This is a genomic window from Streptomyces sp. NPDC093018 (assembly GCF_040684035.1).
Lineage (GTDB): Bacteria > Actinomycetota > Actinomycetes > Streptomycetales > Streptomycetaceae > Streptomyces > Streptomyces murinus.
On the sequence record NZ_JBFBFF010000012.1, the window covers coordinates 171,334 to 191,931 of the forward strand.

General features: G+C 71.9%; 12 protein-coding genes, 1 tRNA gene and 1 pseudogene. 7 read left to right on the forward strand and 7 right to left on the reverse strand.

Annotated features, from left to right (window positions below; genetic code table 11):
* Positions 1–78: 78 nt before the first annotated feature.
* The 3 genes from AB0N90_RS25480 to AB0N90_RS25490 form a co-directional block, all read right to left on the reverse strand.
* Positions 79–3,003, reverse strand: coding sequence for a hypothetical protein (locus AB0N90_RS25480; protein ID WP_365200296.1), 2,925 nt, complete (start codon positions 3,001–3,003; stop codon positions 79–81).
* Positions 3,004–3,005: 2 nt separating this feature from the next.
* The gene (locus tag AB0N90_RS25485; protein WP_365200299.1) at positions 3,006–4,853 is read right to left on the reverse strand and encodes an HSP90 family protein; all 1,848 of its coding nucleotides are present in this window, start codon (positions 4,851–4,853) and stop codon (positions 3,006–3,008) included.
* 69 nt (positions 4,854–4,922) lie between these two features.
* The gene (locus AB0N90_RS25490; protein ID WP_365200301.1) at positions 4,923–5,909 is read right to left on the reverse strand and encodes a hypothetical protein; all 987 of its coding nucleotides are present in this window, start codon (positions 5,907–5,909) and stop codon (positions 4,923–4,925) included.
* 274 nt (positions 5,910–6,183) lie between these two features.
* Between AB0N90_RS25490 and AB0N90_RS25495 the strand changes: the two genes are divergently transcribed.
* The 3 genes and pseudogenes from AB0N90_RS25495 to AB0N90_RS25505 all read left to right on the forward strand — a co-directional run bounded on the left by AB0N90_RS25495 (position 6,184) and on the right by AB0N90_RS25505 (position 9,709).
* Positions 6,184–6,501: a hypothetical protein gene (locus AB0N90_RS25495; protein ID WP_365200303.1), complete on the forward strand. Its 318-nt coding sequence runs from the start codon at positions 6,184–6,186 to the stop codon at positions 6,499–6,501.
* 158 nt (positions 6,502–6,659) lie between these two features.
* The gene (locus AB0N90_RS25500) at positions 6,660–9,335 is read left to right on the forward strand and encodes an MXAN_6230/SCO0854 family RING domain-containing protein (protein ID WP_365200305.1); all 2,676 of its coding nucleotides are present in this window, start codon (positions 6,660–6,662) and stop codon (positions 9,333–9,335) included.
* Between the two features lie 63 nt (positions 9,336–9,398).
* Positions 9,399–9,709, forward strand: a pseudogene (locus tag AB0N90_RS25505) (isochorismatase family protein).
* Positions 9,710–9,804: 95 nt separating this feature from the next.
* Here the strand turns inward: AB0N90_RS25505 and AB0N90_RS25510 are convergent.
* Positions 9,805–13,173 (reverse strand): lectin, encoded by a 3,369-nt coding sequence (locus AB0N90_RS25510; protein ID WP_365200308.1) that lies wholly within the window; start codon positions 13,171–13,173, stop codon positions 9,805–9,807.
* Between the two features lie 804 nt (positions 13,174–13,977).
* On the opposite strand from AB0N90_RS25510, the gene AB0N90_RS25515 reads away from it, so the two are divergent.
* Positions 13,978–14,712: a hypothetical protein gene (locus AB0N90_RS25515; protein WP_365200311.1), complete on the forward strand. Its 735-nt coding sequence runs from the start codon at positions 13,978–13,980 to the stop codon at positions 14,710–14,712.
* A 1,026-nt stretch (positions 14,713–15,738) separates the two neighbouring features.
* On the opposite strand, the gene AB0N90_RS25520 is transcribed toward AB0N90_RS25515, so the two are convergent.
* A tRNA-Leu gene (locus AB0N90_RS25520) sits at positions 15,739–15,826 on the reverse strand.
* Positions 15,827–16,010: 184 nt separating this feature from the next.
* The gene (locus tag AB0N90_RS25525) at positions 16,011–16,958 is read right to left on the reverse strand and encodes a beta-ketoacyl-ACP synthase III (RefSeq protein WP_365200313.1); all 948 of its coding nucleotides are present in this window, start codon (positions 16,956–16,958) and stop codon (positions 16,011–16,013) included.
* Between the two features lie 276 nt (positions 16,959–17,234).
* On the opposite strand from AB0N90_RS25525, the gene fdhD reads away from it, so the two are divergent.
* Both fdhD and AB0N90_RS25535 read left to right on the forward strand, forming a co-directional pair.
* Positions 17,235–18,089 (forward strand): formate dehydrogenase accessory sulfurtransferase FdhD, encoded by an 855-nt coding sequence (gene fdhD / locus AB0N90_RS25530; protein ID WP_365200316.1) that lies wholly within the window; start codon positions 17,235–17,237, stop codon positions 18,087–18,089.
* A gap of 197 nt (positions 18,090–18,286) precedes the next feature.
* Positions 18,287–19,006: an SDR family oxidoreductase gene (locus tag AB0N90_RS25535; RefSeq protein WP_365200318.1), complete on the forward strand. Its 720-nt coding sequence runs from the start codon at positions 18,287–18,289 to the stop codon at positions 19,004–19,006.
* 23 nt (positions 19,007–19,029) lie between these two features.
* Here AB0N90_RS25535 and AB0N90_RS25540 read toward each other — a convergent pair whose 3' ends face one another.
* The gene (locus AB0N90_RS25540) at positions 19,030–19,515 is read right to left on the reverse strand and encodes a MarR family transcriptional regulator (RefSeq protein ID WP_365200320.1); all 486 of its coding nucleotides are present in this window, start codon (positions 19,513–19,515) and stop codon (positions 19,030–19,032) included.
* A gap of 89 nt (positions 19,516–19,604) precedes the next feature.
* Here AB0N90_RS25540 and AB0N90_RS25545 point away from each other — a divergent pair, with 89 nt between their 5' ends.
* Positions 19,605–20,522 carry a zinc-binding dehydrogenase gene (locus AB0N90_RS25545; RefSeq protein WP_365200322.1) on the forward strand — a complete coding sequence of 306 codons (918 nt, stop codon included), beginning with the start codon at positions 19,605–19,607 and terminating at the stop codon, positions 20,520–20,522.
* Positions 20,523–20,598: the final 76 nt, after the last annotated feature.

A 20,598-nucleotide genomic window follows, 5' to 3' on the forward strand; every position in this document is an offset into this window, starting at 1 on the left:
ACACCCTTCCGCGCAAGGCCCCGCCACTGCGGCGCAGTACGGCGGGGCCGATCGCGTTGTCAGTGCCGGGTGACTCCGTCACCCCTTGTCCCGCAGCCGCCCCGACAAGGAGCTCAGCTGCTCGGTCGCCTCGGGGTGGCCCAGGCCGGTGAGGAGGGAGATCGCCGTGCCGAGGCGAGTGCGGGCGGGCGCGGGGCGCTCCATGTAGGTGCCCTCCACGACGGCGGCGAGACGGACGTACTCCGCCCACTCCCCGGCGTGGTCCTTGTCGTCCCCCGGTTCGCCGAGCAGGGTGAGGGCCTCGTCCAGGGCGGTCAGGGCGGTCTCGTACGCGCCCGCGTACGCGTTGACCCGTCCGTGCTCGTAGGCGAGGGCGCTGTCCAGGTCGCGGCCGTGTGCCTGGTACCCGGCGGTGCGGGCCTCCTCGGCGACCTTGCCCGCGTCGGCGAGGAAGGCGAGGGCGCCGGCCAGGCCCTCCGCGCCCTGCTGCTCGGCCCGGAGGCGGGCGAGTTCGCGCAGGCAGTTGCTCAGCTGCTCGTAGCGCGGCGCCCGGGCGTGCGCGGCGAGGGCCTGGTCGGCGGCCTCGCGGGCCCGGCCGAACTCCCCTGACTCGGCGAGGAGTACGGCGGTCTCCGCGGCGATCATGGCGTGGCTCCCGGGATCGTCGTCCCAGCCGGCCGACTCGGCCGCGAGGGCGGCGAACTCCGCCGTGGCGGCCTTCAGATCCTCCCCGGCGTGCAGGGCGCGGGCGCGGGTCAGGCGCAGCTGGGCGACGAGCCGGTCGTCCAACTCGCCTGCGGTGAAGTCCGGTTCGGCCAGGAGGGAGTCGAGCAGCGCGATGCAGTCCTCGACGCGGCCGAGGTCGAGGCTGAGCCCGGCCGCGTTGCTGTAGGCGCAGAACGCGTCCGTCCGGTCGCCATGGCGCAGTTCCAGCTCCGCGGAGCGGGTGAAGTGCCGCAGTGCCTCGTCGGGGCGGCGCAGACGCATGCACGCCTCGGCCAGCGCGCTGTGGAGGCCGGCGGTGTCGACGGCGTCGCAGGGCCAGTCGGCGGCCAGCCGCAGGCTCTCGGTCAGGTCCGCGTGCGCGGCCTGCGCGTCCTTGAGGCCGAGGTGGACCCTGCCGCGCATGCCCAGCGCCCGGGGCAGGTGCCAGGCGGGGCCGTGTGCCTTCAGCCGGTCGAGAAGGGCATCGGTCTGCGCGAGCGCGGCCGGCAGATCGCCGGAGAGGGCGTACGTACTGATCCGCAGCAACAGGGCGCCGGAGACCTGTCCGGCGATGTCGTGCCGCTCGGCGAAGGCGAGCAGCAGGTCGGCCTCGGCGAACACCGGCGCGATGTGCTCCTCGCTCCTCGTCGTCTGCAGACGCAGGCCGAGCGCGGACGCCCGCAGCCGCAGCATGCGGGCCTCCAGGTACGGGGCGAGCCCGGGCGTCTCCTCGTGCAGCCGGACAAGGGCCGCGTGGATGCCGGTCAGCCGGGCGGCCTTTGCCTCGGCCCCGTCGGCATGCTCATCGGGGATCCTGCCCGTGGGGAGGAGGGCGCAGGCGCGCACGAACGCCGCGTGACCCGGCGCTCCGGCCTCGTCGTACAGGCCCGCCGCCGCCTCGTACAGGGCGACGGCGGCGTCGTGTTCGCCCTTCTCGCCCGCCCGGCCCGCCTCGTCGGCCAGCAGGTCCGCGCGCAGCCGTACGAGGGATCCCACGGCCGGGTCGTCGGGGTGGGAGTAGCCGGGGGCGGCGACGAGGGCGCGCAGTCGTGCCCAGCAGGCCGGTGCGTCCGGATCCGCCTGTTCGTCCAACGTCCTTGCGCGGACGATGAGTTCGGGCAGCGGCTCGGGGACGGCGGCGGTCTCGTGGGCGGCGGGCGCGGTCACCGGGGCCACGTCGTCGAGGGCGCGGGTGCGCAGGGTCAGTTCGAGCGTGTCCAGGAGCGGGGCGCGGTCGAGGCGGTCCTTGCGGCGGTCGGTGTGGGCCGTCGTTCCGTTGCGGGCGTCGAAGCGGGCGGCGAGGTCGTCGGCGCGGGCCCGCACCTCGGCGCGCAGGCCGGCCACCGTCCAGCCGCGGCCCGCGTATCCGGCGGCGGGAAGCTCACCGTGGCCGAGGAGTTCGACGCGCTGGAGGAGGACCTCCACGCCGGTGAGGAAGCCGAGCAGGTCGAGCGGCGAGTCGACGTCGTCGAACAGGCTCCGGTTCTCGGCGAGCAGTTCCAGGCCGCGTGCCTCGTTGCCGGTCAGCGCGCAGAACTCCAGGTGCCGGCCGATCTCCGCGGCCATCGAGGAGTTGCGGCGGCAGACGCGGTAGCCGGTGAGGTGCAGTGCGCGGGCCCGGTCGGTGTCGCCGGTGCGCAGCAGGGGAAGCAGCGCGCAGGAGATGGAGCGGGCGGGCTCCTCCTGGCAGGACTCCCTCCCGGCCAGGACGGGCTCCCAGACGCGCAGCGCCCGCTCGTCGTCGCCGGCCGCGAGGTGGTACCGGGCGCGTGCGCAGATCTCGCAGGCCTCGCAGTCGCTGAGTTCGGTGCGGGCACGGGCCGCCCACAGTTCGTAGGCGAGATCGGTGTCCTCCCCGACGTGGGCGGCGAGTTGGTACGCCTGCCCGTAGTACGGCTGGAGTTCGTGGCCGGCCTTCTCGTACCGGTCGCGCATCTCCGTCAGCCACTGGCGAAGGGCGGTCAGCGGCATCTCGGGCAGCGCGAGGAGGGCGTGGGCCACCCACTTGAACCGCCAGAACAGCGTGTGGCGGCGGCGCTCGTCGAAGGCGTCGGGCTGCTCGTCGAAGAGGGTGAGCAGCCGGGCGAAGACGACGGGCGACTTCCGGGGCTCGGAGCCGTAGTTGTACGCGCTCTGCAGCGCGAAGAGCGCCACTACGAGATGGACGGGGTCCCCGAACTGCTCGGCCGCCTCCGCCAGTTCCTCGGCGGTGACGGTGCGGGTACGGCCGTACGGGCGCCGGTCGTTCTCCCGCAGCGCCTGGTACAGCTCGTCGGTGGTCTGGGGTGCGGTCGGCATCGTCAGCTGTCCTTGCGCAGGGCGTGGGCGAGAAGGTCGAGGAAGGAGCGGTTGATGAGGCTCGATTCGGCGGGCCTGAGCGGGCGCCGGGACAGCATGGCGGCCTGCCCGTAGAGGGCTTCGGCGCTGGTGCGGGCCAGTTCGGGTTCGTCGATGGTGACGGCCGTACGGACCAGCGGATTGAGCTGGTTGAGGATCAGCTGGGCGCGCGGTGCCTCCTGCCACAGATGGCCCAGGATGTCGCCCCATACGCCGCCCTGCTGCTCGCGGGCGAGCTGGGAGCGGGTGCGCTCGTGCCGGGCCTCGCGGCTGTCGAGGAGGAGGGCGGGGGCGGCGGCGGGCTGGAAGGTGCGCAGCGCCACGTCGCAGTCGAAGACGGCGAGGGCGTCGCGGGCGAGGGCCAGGTAGGCCGCGGCGGCCAGTTCCGTGTCCCGGTCGACGGGGTCGAGGTGCGCGGTGAGCGTCGCCGGGTCGAGGTCGGCGACGCCGACCTCCGGTCTGATCTCCGGCAGCCGGTGGACCAGGTCCCGGTCGTAGGTGTAGCCGCCGTTGACGACGCCGAGTCCGGCGGCCGAGGCGATCGCGGCGACCTGCCGGAACTCCTCCACACTGGATGTCACGAGCACGGTGCGGTGGGCGCGCGCGAACTCGTCCAGGGTGGCGTGTCCGTCGGTGGTCTCGAACGGCAGCCACGGCAGCAGCATCCGCATGATCTCGTCGTCGTGCACCGCGAGCGACTTGACGGCCAGGTGGTGGGCCTGGAGGAAGCGGCCGAGGAGGTCGGGGTCGCTTGCGGCGATCCGGGCGATCCACGCGCGCAGCCGTTCGGCGAGGGCGTCGCGGACGGCGGCGAGGGTGTCGTCCTCGTACAGGGACTCGCGGGACGCCGTCGGGCGCAGGCTCTCGGCGTCCACGACGCAGCGGACGAAGAACGCCCACTCGGGCAGGATCTCCTCGGCCTGCTCGGACAGCAGCATGCCCTTGACGTGCACCCGGTGGCCGTGGCGGCGGCCGGCCGGCACCGCCTCGGGGAGCACGCAGGCGATGCCCTTCAGACCCACGGCCGGCAGATCCAGTTCGATGGTGTCCAGCGGCGTGAAGCCGAAGGTCTCCTCGCCGTACGCGGCCAGCGCGCGGGAGCGTGCTCCCGGCGTGGGGTACGTACGTGTCCAGGGCGCGGGCTCGGGGTTGACGGCGGCGCCCCGGCCGCCGGTGCCGTCGTCGAAGGTCACGGGGTGGCGGAGCAGGGAGCCGAAGTGCCGTGCCAGCGCGTGCACCTGGTTCGGCCGGGTCCACTCGCCCGCGTCGGCGCGGGGCGTCAGCGTGACGGTGGTGCCGGGCCGGGGCCGGGCCGCGGCGGGCAGGGTGCGGACAAAGTAGCTGCCGTCGCCGCGTCCTCGCCACTCCACGGTGGGCGCGTCGGGGGTGCGGGCGGAACGGCTCAGGACGTGGATCTCGTCCGCGACCAGGAAGCAGGAGAGCAGGCCGATGCCGAACTGGCCGATGAAGTCGGCACGTTGCTCGGCGATCTTCTCGGCGCGCTTGCTGCTGCGGCCGATCGTGGCGAGGAAGGTGTGGACGTCGGCCTCCGTGAGACCGACGCCGTCGTCCTCGACGCGTACCGCCGAGCCGTCGGCGTACAGGCGGATGCCGAACGCGTCTGCGGGGGCGGCCGGTTCGAGGCCGTTCCGCGCGGTCAGCGCGTCCACCGCGTTCTGGAGGAGTTCGCGCAGGTAGACGCGGGGGCTGGAGTAGAGGTGGTGGGAGAGGAGGTCGACGAGGCCGCGCAGATCCACCTGGAAGGTGCGGTCGGCGCCGGCCGGGTTCGAAGGGGTTTCGGGCAGAGTCATCGGGCAGTCCGGGGTGAGATGGGCGGCGGGCGGCGAGTGGGGTGGCGGGCGGCAGGTGGGGCGGCGGGTTCAGGCGTTGCGCCGGGCGCCGGCGTACATCTTTTCCGGGTGTGCCATGTACCTCCAGGGCCACTGGGTGTAGGCGCCCTTCAGCTCGCGGAAGACGCGCGGCATGGCGATCCGCTCGGAGGCCAGGGACAGGGCCATGGCGAACATGTTGAAGTCCCGCTGCCAGCCGGGGCGCCGCCGGTAGGCGGGGTGGAGGATGCTGCGCTCGGCCGTTTCCAGCAACTCGTCCTGGATCTCGGGGGCGATGAGGCAGTTCTTGTTGTCGGACTCGACCCAGTTCTCGATGTGTGCCATGGCGATCACGCACCCGAGCCGATGGCCGTCGGGCGCACCGGCGAACGCCTCGCGGGCGAACGCCAGCGCCTCGCCGGGTTCGCCGTGCCAGCGGGGCTGAAGGTGTGACACCCACTCGACATGGGTCTCCAGGTCCAGCGGAGCGCGGCGCAGGGCGGCGTCGAGCCGGGTCTCGTTGACGGCGGAGCCGAGCGACATGCCGCGGCCGGAGGTGAGCAGGCGGCGCCACGGTGTGACCCAGTCCGGCCGGGACTCGGCGACTTCGAGCAGCTGCTCCTCCGCGATCCGGAGCCGCTCGAAGAAGACCTGCCACTGGTCCCGCGTGACATCGACGGCACTCGCGGCGGTACGTGCCTCCCAGCCCCAGATGATGTGGCGGGTGCCGGATATCAGCAGCGCCGTGGCCCGGTGCTCCTTGTCCTCCTCGACGGCCCGCCCGATCCAGTCCTGCACACCGCCCGTCTCGGCCAGCTCCCCGAGCACCAGATCGTCACGCCCGAGGTCGAAGGGCGCCAGCCCCGCCTTGACCCCCTCCCACTCCCCCGCGGCCGCCGCCTCCACCGCCGCGAGCACCCGGGTGTCCCCGAGCCCGCGCAGCGTGTACATCCCGTTCTTCCGCACGAGCGGCGCACGCAGGGCATGCGGATCCCCCGCCGGTCTCTCCCCGCCCCTGCCGAACACCTTGCCGAACATGCCGCGCCCTCCCCGGGTCCCGCGTGATCATCTGGTGCAGCATAAGCGGCACCACTGACAGGACTTCCACGGGATTCACACGGGGGCTTCACGAATCGGTGCTTCACAGGCAGGCGCGACGGAATGCCGATTCGCCGCCCGGTCCGCGTCACCTCTGCGCGCACGTACTCACGCCTCAGGCCCCGCGAATGAGTACGTGCGCCGATCCGCGCGGCCCCCGCCTTCCTTGAGGCTTGGTCCGTCAAAGGCCGAGCACATCCGAGGGGAAACACACATGACCACGCACCGCACCCGCCGACGGACCACCGGAACCGCCGCGGCACTCGTCGCCTGCTCCGCCGCCACCCTCGCCGCGCTGCTCACCGGCTGCTCGACCGCCGACGCGATCTGCTCGGGCGGCGAGTACCCGGTGCAGAACATCGGCACGACCGGCGGCCAGTGCGTCGCCGACGGGCACAAGGTCCCGAAGGGCACCTTCCGTTACCCCGAGGACAAGATGCCGAAGCACGTGGACGACAAGTGGGACATCTACTGGCAGACGCACACCATCGACGAGCACGGCACCATCATCAAGGCGCCGAAGGACTCCTGACCGTTAATTCGTTTGGCGCGCGCGAGGCGTCGTGATGGGATCAGTGCGACGGGGGCGGCTCCCCGGCGCGCATCCTTCTCACCTTCCTGAAAAGACCCGGCGCGCCCACTCTCCGCCCCCGTTCTTCTGTTCCAGACCACAGTGGAGGGGAATCCCTGTTGCTCGCTGCCGAGTCCGTACTGCTGCGCCGTATCCAGACCGTCTACGTCGACGGACCGTCCGCCTCCGGCGGCGGAACAGGACCGGCACTGCGTCGGCTCGAAGCCGAACTGCTCGGCCGCGGTCACGTCCCCTCCGTCGAACTGCACACGGCGCTCGGCTCGTTGGGCCCCGAGGAACTGGCGGCCGCGCACGCCCGGCTGGCCGGGCTGGTCGACGACCTGCTCGGCAGCGACCGCGTCCACATCCCGCTCTTCCGCCGCTTCCCGCGCACCGTGCCCCGGGACACCGAAGCGCTGTACGTGGACCGGGTCTTCGCCTTCCTGCTCCAGCAGCCGGACCACCCCTGCGTGCTGTGCGGCGAGGCACGCACGGTGTTCCCCGTCTCGCCCTGCGCCCACCTGGTGTGCCGGCTGTGCTGGGACGGATCCGACTACGCGGGCTGCCCGGTCTGCCACCGCCGGATCGATGCGAACGACCCCTTCCTGCGGCCGGTGCGTGCCGTCGGCGCCGCCAAGGCACCGCTGCCCGGCCCGCTGCGACTGCTGCGCCTGGGCACCGACCGGGCCGCCGACGCCACCACCGTGGTCGGCTCCCTGCTGGCCCGCCGTACCCCGCTCTCCCCGCAGGACCGCGACGACCTGCTCACGCTGCTGCCGCTCACCCCGGCCGGCCGGGGCCTGCTGCCGCAGGAGATCCCGGTCCGGGAGACCAAGGCGATGGTGCTGGGCGCGCTGCTCCGCGAGGCGCCGGACGGCCTCCCGCTGCGGAAGCTGCTGACCGAGCGACTCACCACCGCCACCGACGTGTTGCGGCTGCTCGCCGTGCTCTCCGACGGCGACGCCGGACTGGTGCCCCTGTCGCCCTTCACCAGTCCTCCGCGCCCGCTGCGCCGCGAACTCCTCGCGGTCCTGGACGCGTTGCCGACGCCGTACCTGGTGGAGGACGTGCTACGGCACCCCACGGCATGGAAGCGGGCCGCGGAGGTACTGCACCCCTTCGAACGGCACGCCCGGCATCCGCGCGCCGCCCTCGCCTTCGCCGTGCTGCGCGGAACCCCGCTGGATCCCGGCACGGCCTTCGGCGCCGCCCTGCTGAAGACGGCCGCCGCACACCCGGACGCCGTCCGCGTGGAGGATGGCCGTGTGGAGGATGGCCGCGACGAGGGTGGCTGCGTGAACGACGGGTGCGTGGGCGACGGGCGCGTGGACCGTGTCCGGCTCCGCCCGGCCACCTGGGCCGGGCGGCTGGAGCAGGCGGTGGCCGAGGGCGACGCGGGCCGGGCCGCGGCCCTCGCCGGGGAGCGCCCGGGCGAACTGGTGCGCCGTCTGGACGTGTTGCTGCGCCTGCACACCCGCGACACCCTCGTGCCGGAACTGGAGAAGGCCCTGCTGCGCGGCCTGCCCAAGGTGGGCCCGGGTCCGCTGCTGTCGGCGCTCGGAGCCCTGCGGGTCCGCACCGAGGACCGTACCGGCCGCCGCCGGGTGTTCTTCCCGCGCGGCGAGGTCACCCGCGCCCTGTCCGTTCCGGAACGGCGGGCTCCGCTGTCCACCGGGCTGGTCACGGCGGCGGTCACGCTCCTGGAGGCCGAGGTGCTGCGCCGGTTCGCCACCGGGGAGCCGTACGAGCTGTCGGTGCTGGGCGCGGACCTGGCCGACCTCACCGTGCCGTTCACCGAGCGGTCCACCGCGAAGGCGCTGGTGGCGGTACCCCGGGGCAGCATGCAGACGCTGCCCGAGGGTGCGGTGCTGCGGCTGTTCCTGCACTGGACCGAGCCTCAGGGCAACCGCACCGACCTGGACCTGTCGGTCGCGTTCTTCGACGCCGAGTGGAAGTTCACCGGCCTGTGCGACTACACGAACCTGGCGCACGGCTCGGGGGCCGCGGTCCACTCCGGCGACCTCACCTCCGCCCCGGCCCCGCGGGGCGCCACCGAGTACGTGGACCTGGACCTGGAGCGGCTGGCGGAACGAGGCGATGTGTACGCCGTCCCGCTCGTCTTCAGTTTCAACAATGTGCCGTTCGAGGAGTTGCAGGACGCCTTCGCCGGTTTCATGGCGCTGCCCGCGCAGGGCCCGCGCGACGCGTCGTACGACCCGCGCACGGTGCGCCAGCGCTTCGACCTGGCGGGCGAGTCGCGGGTGTGCCTGCCGATGGTCGTGGACCTGGGACGGCGCCGGATGCTGTGGACGGACACCCATCTGACGTCCACGGACGGCTTCCAGAGCATCGGCTCGCACGGCGGCGGCCAACTGGCCATCGTGGCACGTGACTTGTGGGAGCAGTTCGGCTCCGGCAGCCGCACCACCCTCTGGGACCTCACGGTTTGGCGGGCGGCTGCCCGCTCGCCCGAGGTGGCCGTGGTGTGCCGGGATCCGGAGCCCGCGCTGCTGCGGTACCGGCGCCGGCCGAAGGAGGACGTGGCCGCGTTCGCCGGCCGGGTCTCTTCCCTGGAGGACGCCGAGGAGCGGCGCCCGCACCCGGACCCCGACGCGGCGGCGGCCGAACTCGCCTGCGATGCACGGGTGTTCCTGGCGACGGTGCACGGATCCATCGGGCCCGCACGGGCGTCGGGCACGTACTACCGGCTCTTCCCCGGAGCCGGGGACGCCTCGGAGAGCCTGGACCGTGTGACCGCCGGTGACCTGGTCGCGGAGCTCGGCGGCGTCCTGTAGGAGCCCGCCCGGAGCCTCCCCCGCCGACCGATGCGCGCCGCGCGAACGGGGAACCCGGTGGGCGTGAGGAACACCGCACTGCTGGTCATCGACATGATCAACACATACGACCACAAGGACGCCGACCTGCTGCTTCCCTCGGCCCGGACGGCCTGCTCCGGCAGCAGAGCATCGACCGGCTGGTGCTCACCGGGCAGGTGACCGAGCAGTGCGTGCTCTACTCGGCCCTCGACGCCCATATCCGCCACTTCGACGTGATCGTCCCCAGGGACGCCGTGGCCCACATCCACGAGGACCTCGCCGGGGCCGCGCTGCGGATGATGGAGCGCAACATGGGTGCGCACGTGTGCTGGAGCAAGGACCTGTGGAGGTGAGCGGCGCGCGCCACCGTGGCTGACACGCCGGGTGGGCCGGTCCCGGTGGCTCGTGGCATCGGGACCGGCCCGCCGTCATCGGCGTTTCCCGCCTCTCACCGGCCGAAGCCGTAGGCGAAGAGGTGGTCGTTGCCCGAGGAGCCGGTCACCGGGAGGGTGATCGAGGCCACCTGCTTGGACGCGTCGAGCGGGACCTTCGTGGCGAAGACGTAGGTCTTCACGCCGTCCCGGCCGCCGCTGCCGGTGTTCCGGTAGCCCGTCGTGACGGCCGTGGTGTCGCCCGCCATCGGCTTGGTCGAACCGGCGTTGAGCGTCCAGTCCGAGAAGCCGACCGTCGCCTTGGCGGTGGTGCCGTCGGTGTAGGTGACGGTCATCGTGCCCGACACCCCGCTGCCGTCGGTCGGCGCGTTGGTCGCCGTACCCAGCAGGCCCAGCGACGCTCCCGACGTACCGGCCGGCATCGGGATGGTCTGGCCGGCCATCTCCAGGTTGTCCAGCTGACCGGACGCCACCGCCGGCCAGGTGTAGGAGACGCCGTCGACCGTGAGGGTGGAGCCGCTCGTGGCACCGGCCGCGGACAGCGCGTTCTGCGAGAACGCCCAGCCGCTGTCGTCGAAGCCGCCCGAGAAGGTCGTACCGTCGGGATAGATGCCCTCGTTGGTGTCATACGGCCACAGCTCACCGGCCTTGGCCACGGCCACCCGGAGTGCCGCCCCGTTCAGCGCCGCCCCGGTGCCGTGATCGGTCAGCGCGAAGGCGACGGGGAACGTCCCCTCGCCCGCGCCCGCCGTCACCTGGACCTTTGCCTCCGCGCTGCCCGAGGCGGGCACCGTCACCGAGCCGGACGCCGGGTCGAGCGTGACGCCCGACGGCGCCGTCGCCTTCCAGTCGACGGTGACGGCCTTGCCGCCGAGGTTGGTGAGGTCGAGCGTGCCGTCACCGGAAGCGCCCGGCTGGAGCACCAGTCCGCCACCGGTCGGACCGGCCGCGGCCAGGACGCGGTCCCCGCCCGTGGTGTCCGACGGCGGCACCGCCGACGGATCGGAGGCCCAGGACTTGTCCGGCTGGGTGCCGAGGGCGAAGTCCAGCGTGCCCGCGCCCTCGAACTGCCCGTACGTCAGCCAGGAGGTGTTCCACTCCTTGCCCTTGACGTCGAGGGACTGCACGTACGGCGCGTCGGGCGCCGCCTGCGGGGCGTTGATCCGCACCGTCCTGCCACCGGCGAGCGTCACCTGCGCCACCGGGAAGGCCGGGCTGCCGAGCGCGAGGGTGTCCGTGCCCGGGGTCTCGGGGTACATGCCCAGCTCGGACCAGACGTACCAGGAGCTCATCGCGCCGAGGTCGTCGTTGCCGAACGAGCCGACGGGGGCGTTGAAGTACAGATTCAGCTGGGCCGCGCGGACGGCCTCCTGGGTCTTCCACGGCTGCCCCGTGTAGTCGTACTCCCAGGGGATCTCCACACTGGGCTCGTTGCTCAGGTTGGCGTCGGTGTTGCCGGGGTCGGTGATGTTGTCGAGCAGGCTGTCCAGGAAGGACGAGTACGCCTGGTCACCGCCGCGTGCCTGGATGAGCTGCTTCAGATTGAACGGGACCATCGGCGTGTACTGGGCCGATGTGCCCTCGACGAAGCCGTTGGAGGTGCCCGGGGTGAAACCGCCCGCGAACCGGCCGTCCTTGTCCTTCGCCTGCAGGTAACCGGTCCCCGGGTTGAAGACGTTCATCCAGTCCTGGGCGCGGGTGGCGAACTTCTGGTAAATCGCCTCCTTGCCCAGCGACTTGGCGAAGGCGGCGAGGGCGTAGTCGGCGGAGTCGTACTCCAACTGGGTGGAGACCGGGCCGTAGAAGTTGCAGCACCCGTAGTCGTTCTCGTCCAGCGGGAGATAGCCCTTGGCGTCCCGTACGGCCTCGCCGGGGCGGTCGTTGTTCGGGGCGGTCGCCTCGTGCTGGAGGGCGGCGAGCGCCTTGTCCGTGTCGAAGCTCCGGGCGCCGAAGGCGTACGCGTCGGCGATGATGCCGGCCGCCGGGTCGCCGACCATGACGTAGCTCTCGCCGTTGTTGGAGGCCCACTTGGGGAGCAGGCCCGTCTGGTCGTAGCCGTTGAGCATGGAGGTGACGACGTCGCTGGTGACCTTGGGTTCGGCCATCGCCATCAGCTGGGTCTGGGAGCGATAGGTGTCCCAGCCCGAGTAGTTGGCGTACTGGGCCTGCTGCCCCTTGGCCAGCTTGTGGATCTGGTTGTCCATGCCCATGTACTGGCCGTTGTCGTCCGAGAAGACGTTCGGGTGCAGCAGCGCGTGGTAGAGCGCCGTGTAGAACTGCACCTGCTGGTCCTGGGTGCCACCGCCGATCCGGACCTTGTCCAGCACCGCGTTCCAGGCGTCGTGGTTGGCCCGCTCCACCGCGTCGAGGTTCCAGTTCTTGATCTCGGTGGTGAGGTTGTCCGCCGCGTTGGCGTCACTGGTGTACGAGATGCCGACCTTCGCCTTCACCGTGGCGTTCGAGGAGGTGTCGAAGGTCAGGTACATCCCGTTGGCGCCCGTGGTGGGCGGCTGGGCGGTCTTGCTCGTGGCCGTGTGCGAGGGCGAGGTCGAGGGCGTGGCGCCGGTGCTCGGGGCCGGGGAGGGCGTACCCGTACCGGACGACTTCGCGGCGCCCCCGTGCACGGTCGGCGACGGGGCCGCGGGAACGGTGAAGTGCTTCTCCTTCAGCCGCTTCGAGGGGTGCGGCTGCGTCTGCTGCTCGGCCTTGCCCGCCTTCAGCGAGGTCGCGTCCGGGTTGATGGTGCCGCCGACCCAGGTGCCGCTGCCGGTGAACGGCTGGTCGAACTTGATGTCGAAGTGCAGGGTGTACCGGTTCTTCGCGCCGCAGAAGTGACCGCTGTCGACCGAGCCGCTGATCTCCTTCTTGTTCACCACCTGGACGCGGGTCCCGTCCACCTGGGTGGCCCCGCCGCTGAGCTTGAACAGCAGGTTGGCCTGACTGCCCGCCGGGAAGGTGAAGGAACCCAGGCCGGCGCGCGTGGTGTCGGTCAGCCGGGTGGTGACGCCGTTGGCATCGGTGACCTTGTACGACCCGATACCGGTCTGCTCGTCGGTGTGGCTGAAGCCCGCTGACGTGTTGCCGAGGTTGCCGGAGAGCGAGCCGGTCACGGGCAGGACGGGCAGGTCGCCCGCGACACCGCACCCGGGTCCGGAGACATGAGTGAGGCTGAAGCCCGAGATCTTCTTGTCGTCGTACTCATAGCCGCCGCCGGAGGGCCGGTCAGGCGTGGTGTCCGGACCCCACTGCACCATGCCGGCCGGCATGTCGGGTCCGGGGAAGGTGTCCACCTCTCCGGAGGTACCGATCAGCGGGTTGACGAGGGACGCGGGATCCTTCACCAGGGCCGGCGGCGCGGCGCTCGCGGCTTGGGCGCCGCCGATCGCCGGGAGCGGGAACGCCGCGATCCCCAGGACGGAGATCACGGCCAGACGTTGGCGAAATCTCTTTCGATTACGTGGCTCGGCTGAACGTCGGGATCGGACCATCGGTTGCCTCCGCAGCGTTTCGTGCTTCGCACAGGTGCTGATGTGCCGAAGGGCAGGGACATCGGTCAGGGCCCCGGTGCCGGACGCCTTCGGTCGACGGCCTGACAACGTTGCCATACACAGGTGTCGAGTGAAACGCGTGGGCTTACGGCGTGTCAACGAGGCCAACAGCAGTTTCTGCGAGCGAAGTTCGCGAGGGGAGGTGACCGGTGTGGCGGCGGCACGGTCGGTCCCGACGGCCGCCGGCCGACTGCTGAGCCCGCGTCAGCCCCGGCGAACTGCACAGGCCCGGAGCGAACTCCGCCCGCCCCCCGAGCCGACCACCGGCACGCCACTGTGGCCGCGACCGGTCGGAAGGCGGAGTGACAACGCCCTCACATCGCAAAAGCGACGAGCAACGGCCGCGACTGCCCCTGATCCGAACGCTCTCCGGGGCACGGGGTACGGGCGAGGAGAGGCGCCCCGCACTGAGCTGACCCTGCATCCGATTGCGCGCTCAACCCCCGTGTCGGACACATCAGTCGGCATCTCGGCCCGAGTGGGTTCGACGCGCACCGAGACGGTGCGCTTGCCGACGGCTGGTCCTCTTCGGACTCGGCGCCAATCCATTCGCCCAGGTCGCTGCCGTAGCGGAGGATGCCGGTACCCGCCGGCGGATGATGCCGTACCCGCCGAGGCGCCACCCACCCCGCGGGCACCGCCCGCCTGATTGCACCACGAAGAGATACAGGAAGTGCAGCCATGGCCAAACAGCGCATCACCGTCTGCGTCGAACCGCCCGGCGCCCCCGGCGACCCCGATGCCCTGCACGCGGCGATCGGGAAGGCCATGGCTCCCTACTCCTACGACCGCGAGGACATCCCGCACCCCGACTGGGTGGGCGAGTGGGACTACTGGGCCGTCTCCGGTGCGAACTTCGCCTTCGCGGTACTGCCCGGACACGAGGACGACCCCAGGCTGGTCCGGGACAGCGACTGGCAACGAGGCTCGGAGTGGGAGGAGCTCGACCGGGGCCGCTGCCACGGCGGGCCCCGGGGCCTCCTGGACCTCGACGTCGACCGGGACGCGACCGCGCTGGAGGCGGCCCGGCGGTGGGACGAGTGGGCGCGGTTCGCCGCCCACCATCCCCCGGCGCTACCAGCCTCCCACCACCTCGACCGGGCGTACCTCGATCCGATCGGCTACCCCGAGAAGCACGCTCGGGCAGAACACCACGCCCAGCCGGTGATACGAGCCATCCTCGACGACCCGGAGCTCGCGGAACGGTTCACGGACGACCCGATCCGATTCTTCGGCCCCGACCGGGAGGCGTTCGTGACGGACCGCGCCGCGCAGGTACTGCCCACACCCGCCCTGCTCACGCTGGACGGCCACTGGCGCGAGGACGGCGGACCGTCCTATCGCCGGTGGTTCAACACCTACCTCGACACCCTGCCGCCCGAGACGATGCTGGTGCGAGTGCTCTACCACTCGTGATCCACCCCCGCCGCCCCCGAATCGAAGAGATCGCGGTGGCGCCGATCCCGTAGCGCATCGCACAGGCCTTCGCCGTCGGCCGGCTCACCGATACGTCCGCGGTGGGCTCGCCTTCCGCCCTCGGTCGAGGGAGTCGTCCCATGCACCGTCCCGGTCGAAGCCGGCGGCTCGGCAGCCACGGGACATAGGAGCCGCGACGCTATGACGCCAAGGAGCATCCCCGATTCGGGCTATTGCGTGGCCGCAGTGTCGGCAGACCGTGTGCCCCGTCAGCTCGTCGGCCAGTCGCTCGAACTGAGCGGTGCGGTCCGCGACCTCTTCTTCGATGCCCCGCAGTACCTCCTCTGCGCTGGAGACCCCCGCCGAGGCGATGATGTCGCGCACAAGCACCGCCGCTTCGGTGGCGATGTCGGCTCTGTGTGCGGCATCGACCAGGCTCTGTGCGGAACCGCTCTGAGGTGATGTGCGCACCGTCCGTTCGGCCAATCGAACCGACACGTGGCTCGACACCGATGACCGGCCCTCGCCGGCCTCAGGCTCCGTCACCCCGTCTCGCAGCCGTCTGCGAGCCACTTCGAAGGCCCATTCGACCGAGATGGTGAAGACTCTTCCGCACGGGTCCGACCGTCTCCATGCGGAGGCCGACACGTTTCGCCTCGGCCGGCATCTCCGGCTCCACGCTTTCCCACTCCATACGGCCGTCGCGTTCACAGGCGCAGTCGGCCCAGGACCAGAACGCCTCGACGTCCGCGTCATCGGGAGCCTCACGGTGGTGGCGCGGGCAGAGAAGGGCGAAGTTGCGCACATCATCGGATGAGACAGATCGGCTCATCGAGACCGAGGTAGTCGGCGATGGCCCGCGCCGGAGGTCTGGACCGGCGGCGGTGCGGGTGGCTGTCCCGATTGCGCACACGCAGCTCACGGGGGTCGTAGGCGTGCTCGGAATCCCGATGCCACGACTGCCAATCGAGTGGTGACCGCCACAGCCCAAAAACAGAAAGACCCCAGATCAACTGGGGTCTCTGCTGGTGTCCGAGGGGGGACTTGAACCCCCACGCCCGATAAAGGGCACTAGCACCTCAAGCTAGCGCGTCTGCCATTCCGCCACCCGGACTAGGTGTCTGTCGCCTTGCGGAGGGCTTCCCCCGCGGCGACATGGACAACAATACCAAGGTTTCGGAGTGCCTTTCACCTGCGTATTTCGCTCGGGTGGGCGAGGAGCCGGGCGGGCTGGAGGGGCGTGTACGCGGTGATGGATGGCGAGTACGCAGAGTGATCGTGGGCACGCGGGCCGCGCCCTACGGGCAGTGGATGACCTGACCGGCGTACGACAGGTTTCCGCCGAAGCCGAAGAGGAGGACCGGCGCGCCGGTGGGCAGGGCGCCCTGTTCGACGAGTTTGGACAGGGCGAGGGGGATGCTCGCGGCGGAGGTGTTGCCGGATTCCGTCACATCGCGGGCGATCACCGCGTTGACGGCGCCGATCTTCTCCGCGAGGGGTTCGATGATCCGCAGATTGGCCTGGTGGAGGACGACGCCCGCGAGTTCCTCGGGGGCGAGCCCGGCGCGCTCGCAGGCCTGGCGGGCGATGGCCGGCAGCCGGGTGGTGGCCCAGCGGTAGACGCTCTGGCCCTCCTGTGCGAACCGCGGCGGCGTGCCCTCGATCCGTACCGTGTGCCCCATCTCCGGCACCGACCCCCACAGCACGGGCCCGATCCCCGGCTCCTGCCCCGGCGCGCACGCCTCCACCACCGCGGCTCCCGCGCCGTCACCGACGAGGACGCATGTGCTGCGGTCGTTCCAGTCGGCGACATCGGTCATCTTCTCGGCGCCGATGACCAGCGCACGGGTGGCCGCCCCGGCGCGGATCGTGTGGTCGGCGGTGGCCAGGGCGTGGGTGAAGCCGGCGCACACCACGTTGATGTCCATCGCGGCGGGCCCCGGGATGCCGAGCCGGGCCGCGACCCGCGCGGCGGTGTTCGGGGACCGGTCGATCGCGGTGGAGGTGGCGACCAGGACCATGTCGATGTCCGCGGGCCCGAGCCCCGCCGCGGCGAGGGCCTTGGCGGCGGCGTGCGCGGCCAGCTCGTCCACCGGCTCGTCGGGGCCGGCGATGTGCCGGGTGCGGATGCCCACCCGCGTGCGGATCCACTCGTCGCTGGTGTCGACCATGCCGGCCAGGTCCTCGTTGGTGAGCACCCGGGCGGGCTGATAGTGGCCGATGGCGGCGATGCGAGAGCCGTGCATGACGGAGGTCCCCCTTGTTGCCGTGGTGAACGGAAATCCACAGTCTGCTGAGTGACTCGCCAGTACGACGGCACGTGAAGCCACAGGAATCGGGCATACGAATTGTCGGCTCCCCTCAGCACCGCCGAGCCCGCGCGCGAAGCGGGCCGCTGCCGCGGCCTTGTCCTCCATGTGCAGGACAATGCATGTGCAGGACAATGAGATCTCCGCATCGCAGATCCCGCACCAAGGGCCGCTTCGGCCACCAGCACGTACAGAACCGGGGCTGATCAGGACATGGGACGAGTCACGGAACGGCGCAAGGTCCTCCGCATCCGGGACGGCGCGGTCTCCACCCGGCCGGACACGCTCGTCGCCGAGGAGCCCCTGGAGATCCGGCTGAACGGCAAGCCGCTGGCGATCACCATGCGCACCCCGGGCGACGACTTCGCGCTCGCGGCCGGGTTCCTGGTGAGCGAGGGCGTGCTGGCCGCCGCGTCCGACCTCCAGAACATCGTCTACTGCGCCGGCGCGACCGCGGACGGTTCGAACACCTACAACGTGGTCGACGTGCGGACCGCCCCGGGCGTCCGCCTCCCCGACTTCACCCTCGAACGGAACGTGTACACCTCGTCCTCGTGCGGACTGTGCGGCAAGGCCAGCCTGGACGCCGTACGTACGACCGCCCACTGGCCGATCGCCGACAGCCCCCGTCTCCGCGTCACGCCCGCGTTGCTGGCCGGGCTGCCCGAACGGCTGCGGGAGGCCCAGCGGGTGTTCGACCGCACCGGGGGTCTGCACGCGGCCGCCCTGTTCACCGAGGACGGGGAGCTGCTCGACATCAAGGAGGACGTCGGCCGGCACAACGCGGTCGACAAGCTGGTGGGGCGGGCCCTCCAGAACGGCGGGCTGCCGCTGTCCCGGACGGTGCTGCTGGTCTCCGGCCGGGCCTCGTTCGAGCTGGCGCAGAAGGCCGTGATGGCCGGGATCCCGATGCTGGCGGCGGTGTCGGCGCCGTCGTCACTGGCCGTGGACCTCGCGGCGGAGACCGGCCTGACGCTCGTCGGATTCCTGCGGGGCAGCTCGATGAACGTGTACGCGGGGGACGACCGGATCGTCCTGGCGGAGGAGACGGAGACGGCCAAGGGCTGACCACCACCCGACCGGCCACTGAGCGACTCCCCCGGCTCAGCACGGGCCGGGCGCCGTGCGGTCGCTCGGCGGCGTGGCCGAAACCGAGCGTTTCGGTGCCCGCCACGGCCGGAAGAGGTCTTGGACGAACCCGCCCCCGAAACCGCAGGCTTGGAGGCGTCCGGAAAGACGGAGCAAGTCGACGGAGAGGTAGTTCCATGGGTCTGCGGGGACAGCGTGTGGTGGTGCTCGGGGGCACGTCGGGCATCGGGTTCGCGGTGGCCGAGGGCGCGGCGCGGGAGGGTGCCGAGGTGGTGGTCGCCTCGCGGCGGCAGGAGAGCGTGGACGCGGCGCTGAAGCGGCTGCCGGAGGGTGCGCGCGGGGAGGTGCTGGACACGACGGACGAGGCCGCGGTGCGCGGGTTCTTCGAGGGGCTCGGCGCGTTCGACCACCTGGTGTACACGGCGGGCGAGACGCTGCTGCTGGAGAGCGTGGCGGACACCGAACTGGCCAGGGCGCAGCGGTTCTTGGACATCCGGCTGTGGGGTGCGTACCGGGCGGTGAAGCACGGCGCCGGGTCGATCCGGGAGGGCGGGTCGATCGTACTGACCACGGGCACGGCGGGGAATCGGCCACTGCCGGGTTCGAGTGTGGTGTCGGCGCTGTGCGGGGCGATGGAGTCCCTGACGCGGGCGCTGGCACTGGAGTTGGCGCCGCTGCGGGTCAACGTGGTCGCGCCCGGCCTCGTACGCACCGAGTTGTGGCGGGAGTTGCCGGAGGCGGAGCGCGAGGGGCTGTACAGCGCGGCGGCGGGATCGCTGCCGGTGGGCCGGGTGGGCGAGCCCGCGGACGTGGCGGAGGCGTACCTGTATCTGATGCGCGGGGGTTACAGCACCGGCTCGGTGGTGGTCGTGGACGGCGGCAAAGCCCTGGCCTGAGGTCCGGTCCGACGCCGCCCGGGTCATCCCTCCACGCCGGAGATCCTCGTCAACAGGAGCATGAACAGCTCGCGTTCGGCCGCCGACAGCGGGGCGAGCAGTTCCTCGTTGGCCGTCCGGGCGGCCTGCTCGCAGCGTTCGAGGAGCAGGCCGCCCTCCTCGGTGAGGGACACGGCGTTTTTACGGCGGTCCCCGGGATCCGGCGCGCGGACGACCAGGCCGGCACTCTGCAGGTCGTTCAGGATGCCGACGAGGTCCTTGGGGTCGAGGGCGATCCCCCGCGCGAGATCGGCCTGCGCCACGGGGGCGAGGTCGCGGACGGCGGACAGCGCCACGTGATGCCACATCTTCAGGCCCTCGGCGGCGAGCGCGTCGGCGACCAGGGCCCGGCCCCGCGCGGCGGCCCGGCCGAGGATCCAGCTGGGCAGCGCCCGGATCGCGGTCAGGGGCGGTTCGGGCGTCCGTGCCGGTTCGGCGCTTTCGGCACTCGGAAACGTTTTGGCGGCCATGGTCGGCAGCCTATCCGAGAAATCGTTGGACTTCCCCATGAGTTTCGGCATATCGTTGGGGTTCCCAACGATTGCGCGAGGAGGTCGCGATGCGTCGCGTCCGGTACGGCTCCCCCGGCGGCCCCCTGTTCATGGAGAAGGCCGGCGTCCCCGCGCCCGGCCCCGGGCAGCTGCTGGTGCGCTGCGCCGCGATCGGCGTCACGCTGCCGGTCGTCCGCAAGGTCCGCGAGGCCCCCGAGCCGATACCGCTGGGCGGCGAAGTGGCGGGCGAGGTGGTGGCGGTCGGCGCGGAGGTGACCCGGTTCCGGCCCGGCGACCGGGTGACCGGACTGTGCTTCGGGCACGGGTACGCCGATTACGCGGTGCTGGACCAGGCCATGGCCTCACCGGTACCGGAGGGCGCCACCGAGGTGGACGCGGTCGCGCTGGTGCGCAGCGGGCTGGTGGCGCTCGGCGCCCTGGCGGCGGCGCGTCCGGAGCCGGGTGAGTCGGTGCTGGTGACGGCGGCGGCGAGCGGCGTCGGGCACCTGGCGGTGCAGCTGGCGCGGGCGCGGGGTGCGGGGCGAGTGGTGGGCGCCGTGTCCGACCCGGCGAAGGCGCGGTTCGTGCGCTCCCTCGGCGCCGATGACTGCGTCCGGTACGCCGACGACAGCTGGGGCGAGCCGGTGGACTGCGTCCTGGACGCGGTCGGCGGTGAGCTGCTCACCCCCGCCGTCGCCGCCCTCGCACCGCACGGCCGGCTGGTCGCCTACAGCTCGGGCGGCGGCACCGTCCGGGCGTACGACCTCCTCGTGGGCGCCAAGTCGGTGATCGGCTTCCAGCTGGCGCTGATCGCCCGCGGCCGGCCCGAGCTGTACGAGCGGTGGCGCCGGGAGCTGTGGCGGCTGCTCGCCGAGGGGAGCGTACGGCCCGTCGTGCACGCGGAGTTCGCCCTGGAGGAGGCCGCGCGGGCACACGCGGCGATAGAGACACGGTCCAATCTGGGCAAGGTCGTGCTGCGCCCATGAACCCCCGCGCGCTTGCTCCGGTAAACCCCCGGATGCTTCCGGTGGCGGGCTCCATCGTTTCGCGCGGCGGGTCCCG

Coding starts and splice junctions, on each gene's coding strand:
- AB0N90_RS25480 (WP_365200296.1), bottom strand. CDS start 3,003: ATGCCGACCGCACCCCAGACCACCGACGAGCTGTACCAGGCGCTGCGG.
- AB0N90_RS25485 (WP_365200299.1), bottom strand. CDS start 4,853: ATGACTCTGCCCGAAACCCCTTCGAACCCGGCCGGCGCCGACCGCACC.
- AB0N90_RS25490 (WP_365200301.1), bottom strand. CDS start 5,909: ATGTTCGGCAAGGTGTTCGGCAGGGGCGGGGAGAGACCGGCGGGGGAT.
- AB0N90_RS25495 (WP_365200303.1), top strand. CDS start 6,184: ATGACCACGCACCGCACCCGCCGACGGACCACCGGAACCGCCGCGGCA.
- AB0N90_RS25515 (WP_365200311.1), top strand. CDS start 13,978: ATGGCCAAACAGCGCATCACCGTCTGCGTCGAACCGCCCGGCGCCCCC.
- AB0N90_RS25525 (WP_365200313.1), bottom strand. CDS start 16,958: ATGCACGGCTCTCGCATCGCCGCCATCGGCCACTATCAGCCCGCCCGG.
- fdhD (WP_365200316.1), top strand. CDS start 17,235: ATGGGACGAGTCACGGAACGGCGCAAGGTCCTCCGCATCCGGGACGGC.
- AB0N90_RS25535 (WP_365200318.1), top strand. CDS start 18,287: ATGGGTCTGCGGGGACAGCGTGTGGTGGTGCTCGGGGGCACGTCGGGC.
- AB0N90_RS25540 (WP_365200320.1), bottom strand. CDS start 19,515: ATGGCCGCCAAAACGTTTCCGAGTGCCGAAAGCGCCGAACCGGCACGG.
- AB0N90_RS25545 (WP_365200322.1), top strand. CDS start 19,605: ATGCGTCGCGTCCGGTACGGCTCCCCCGGCGGCCCCCTGTTCATGGAG.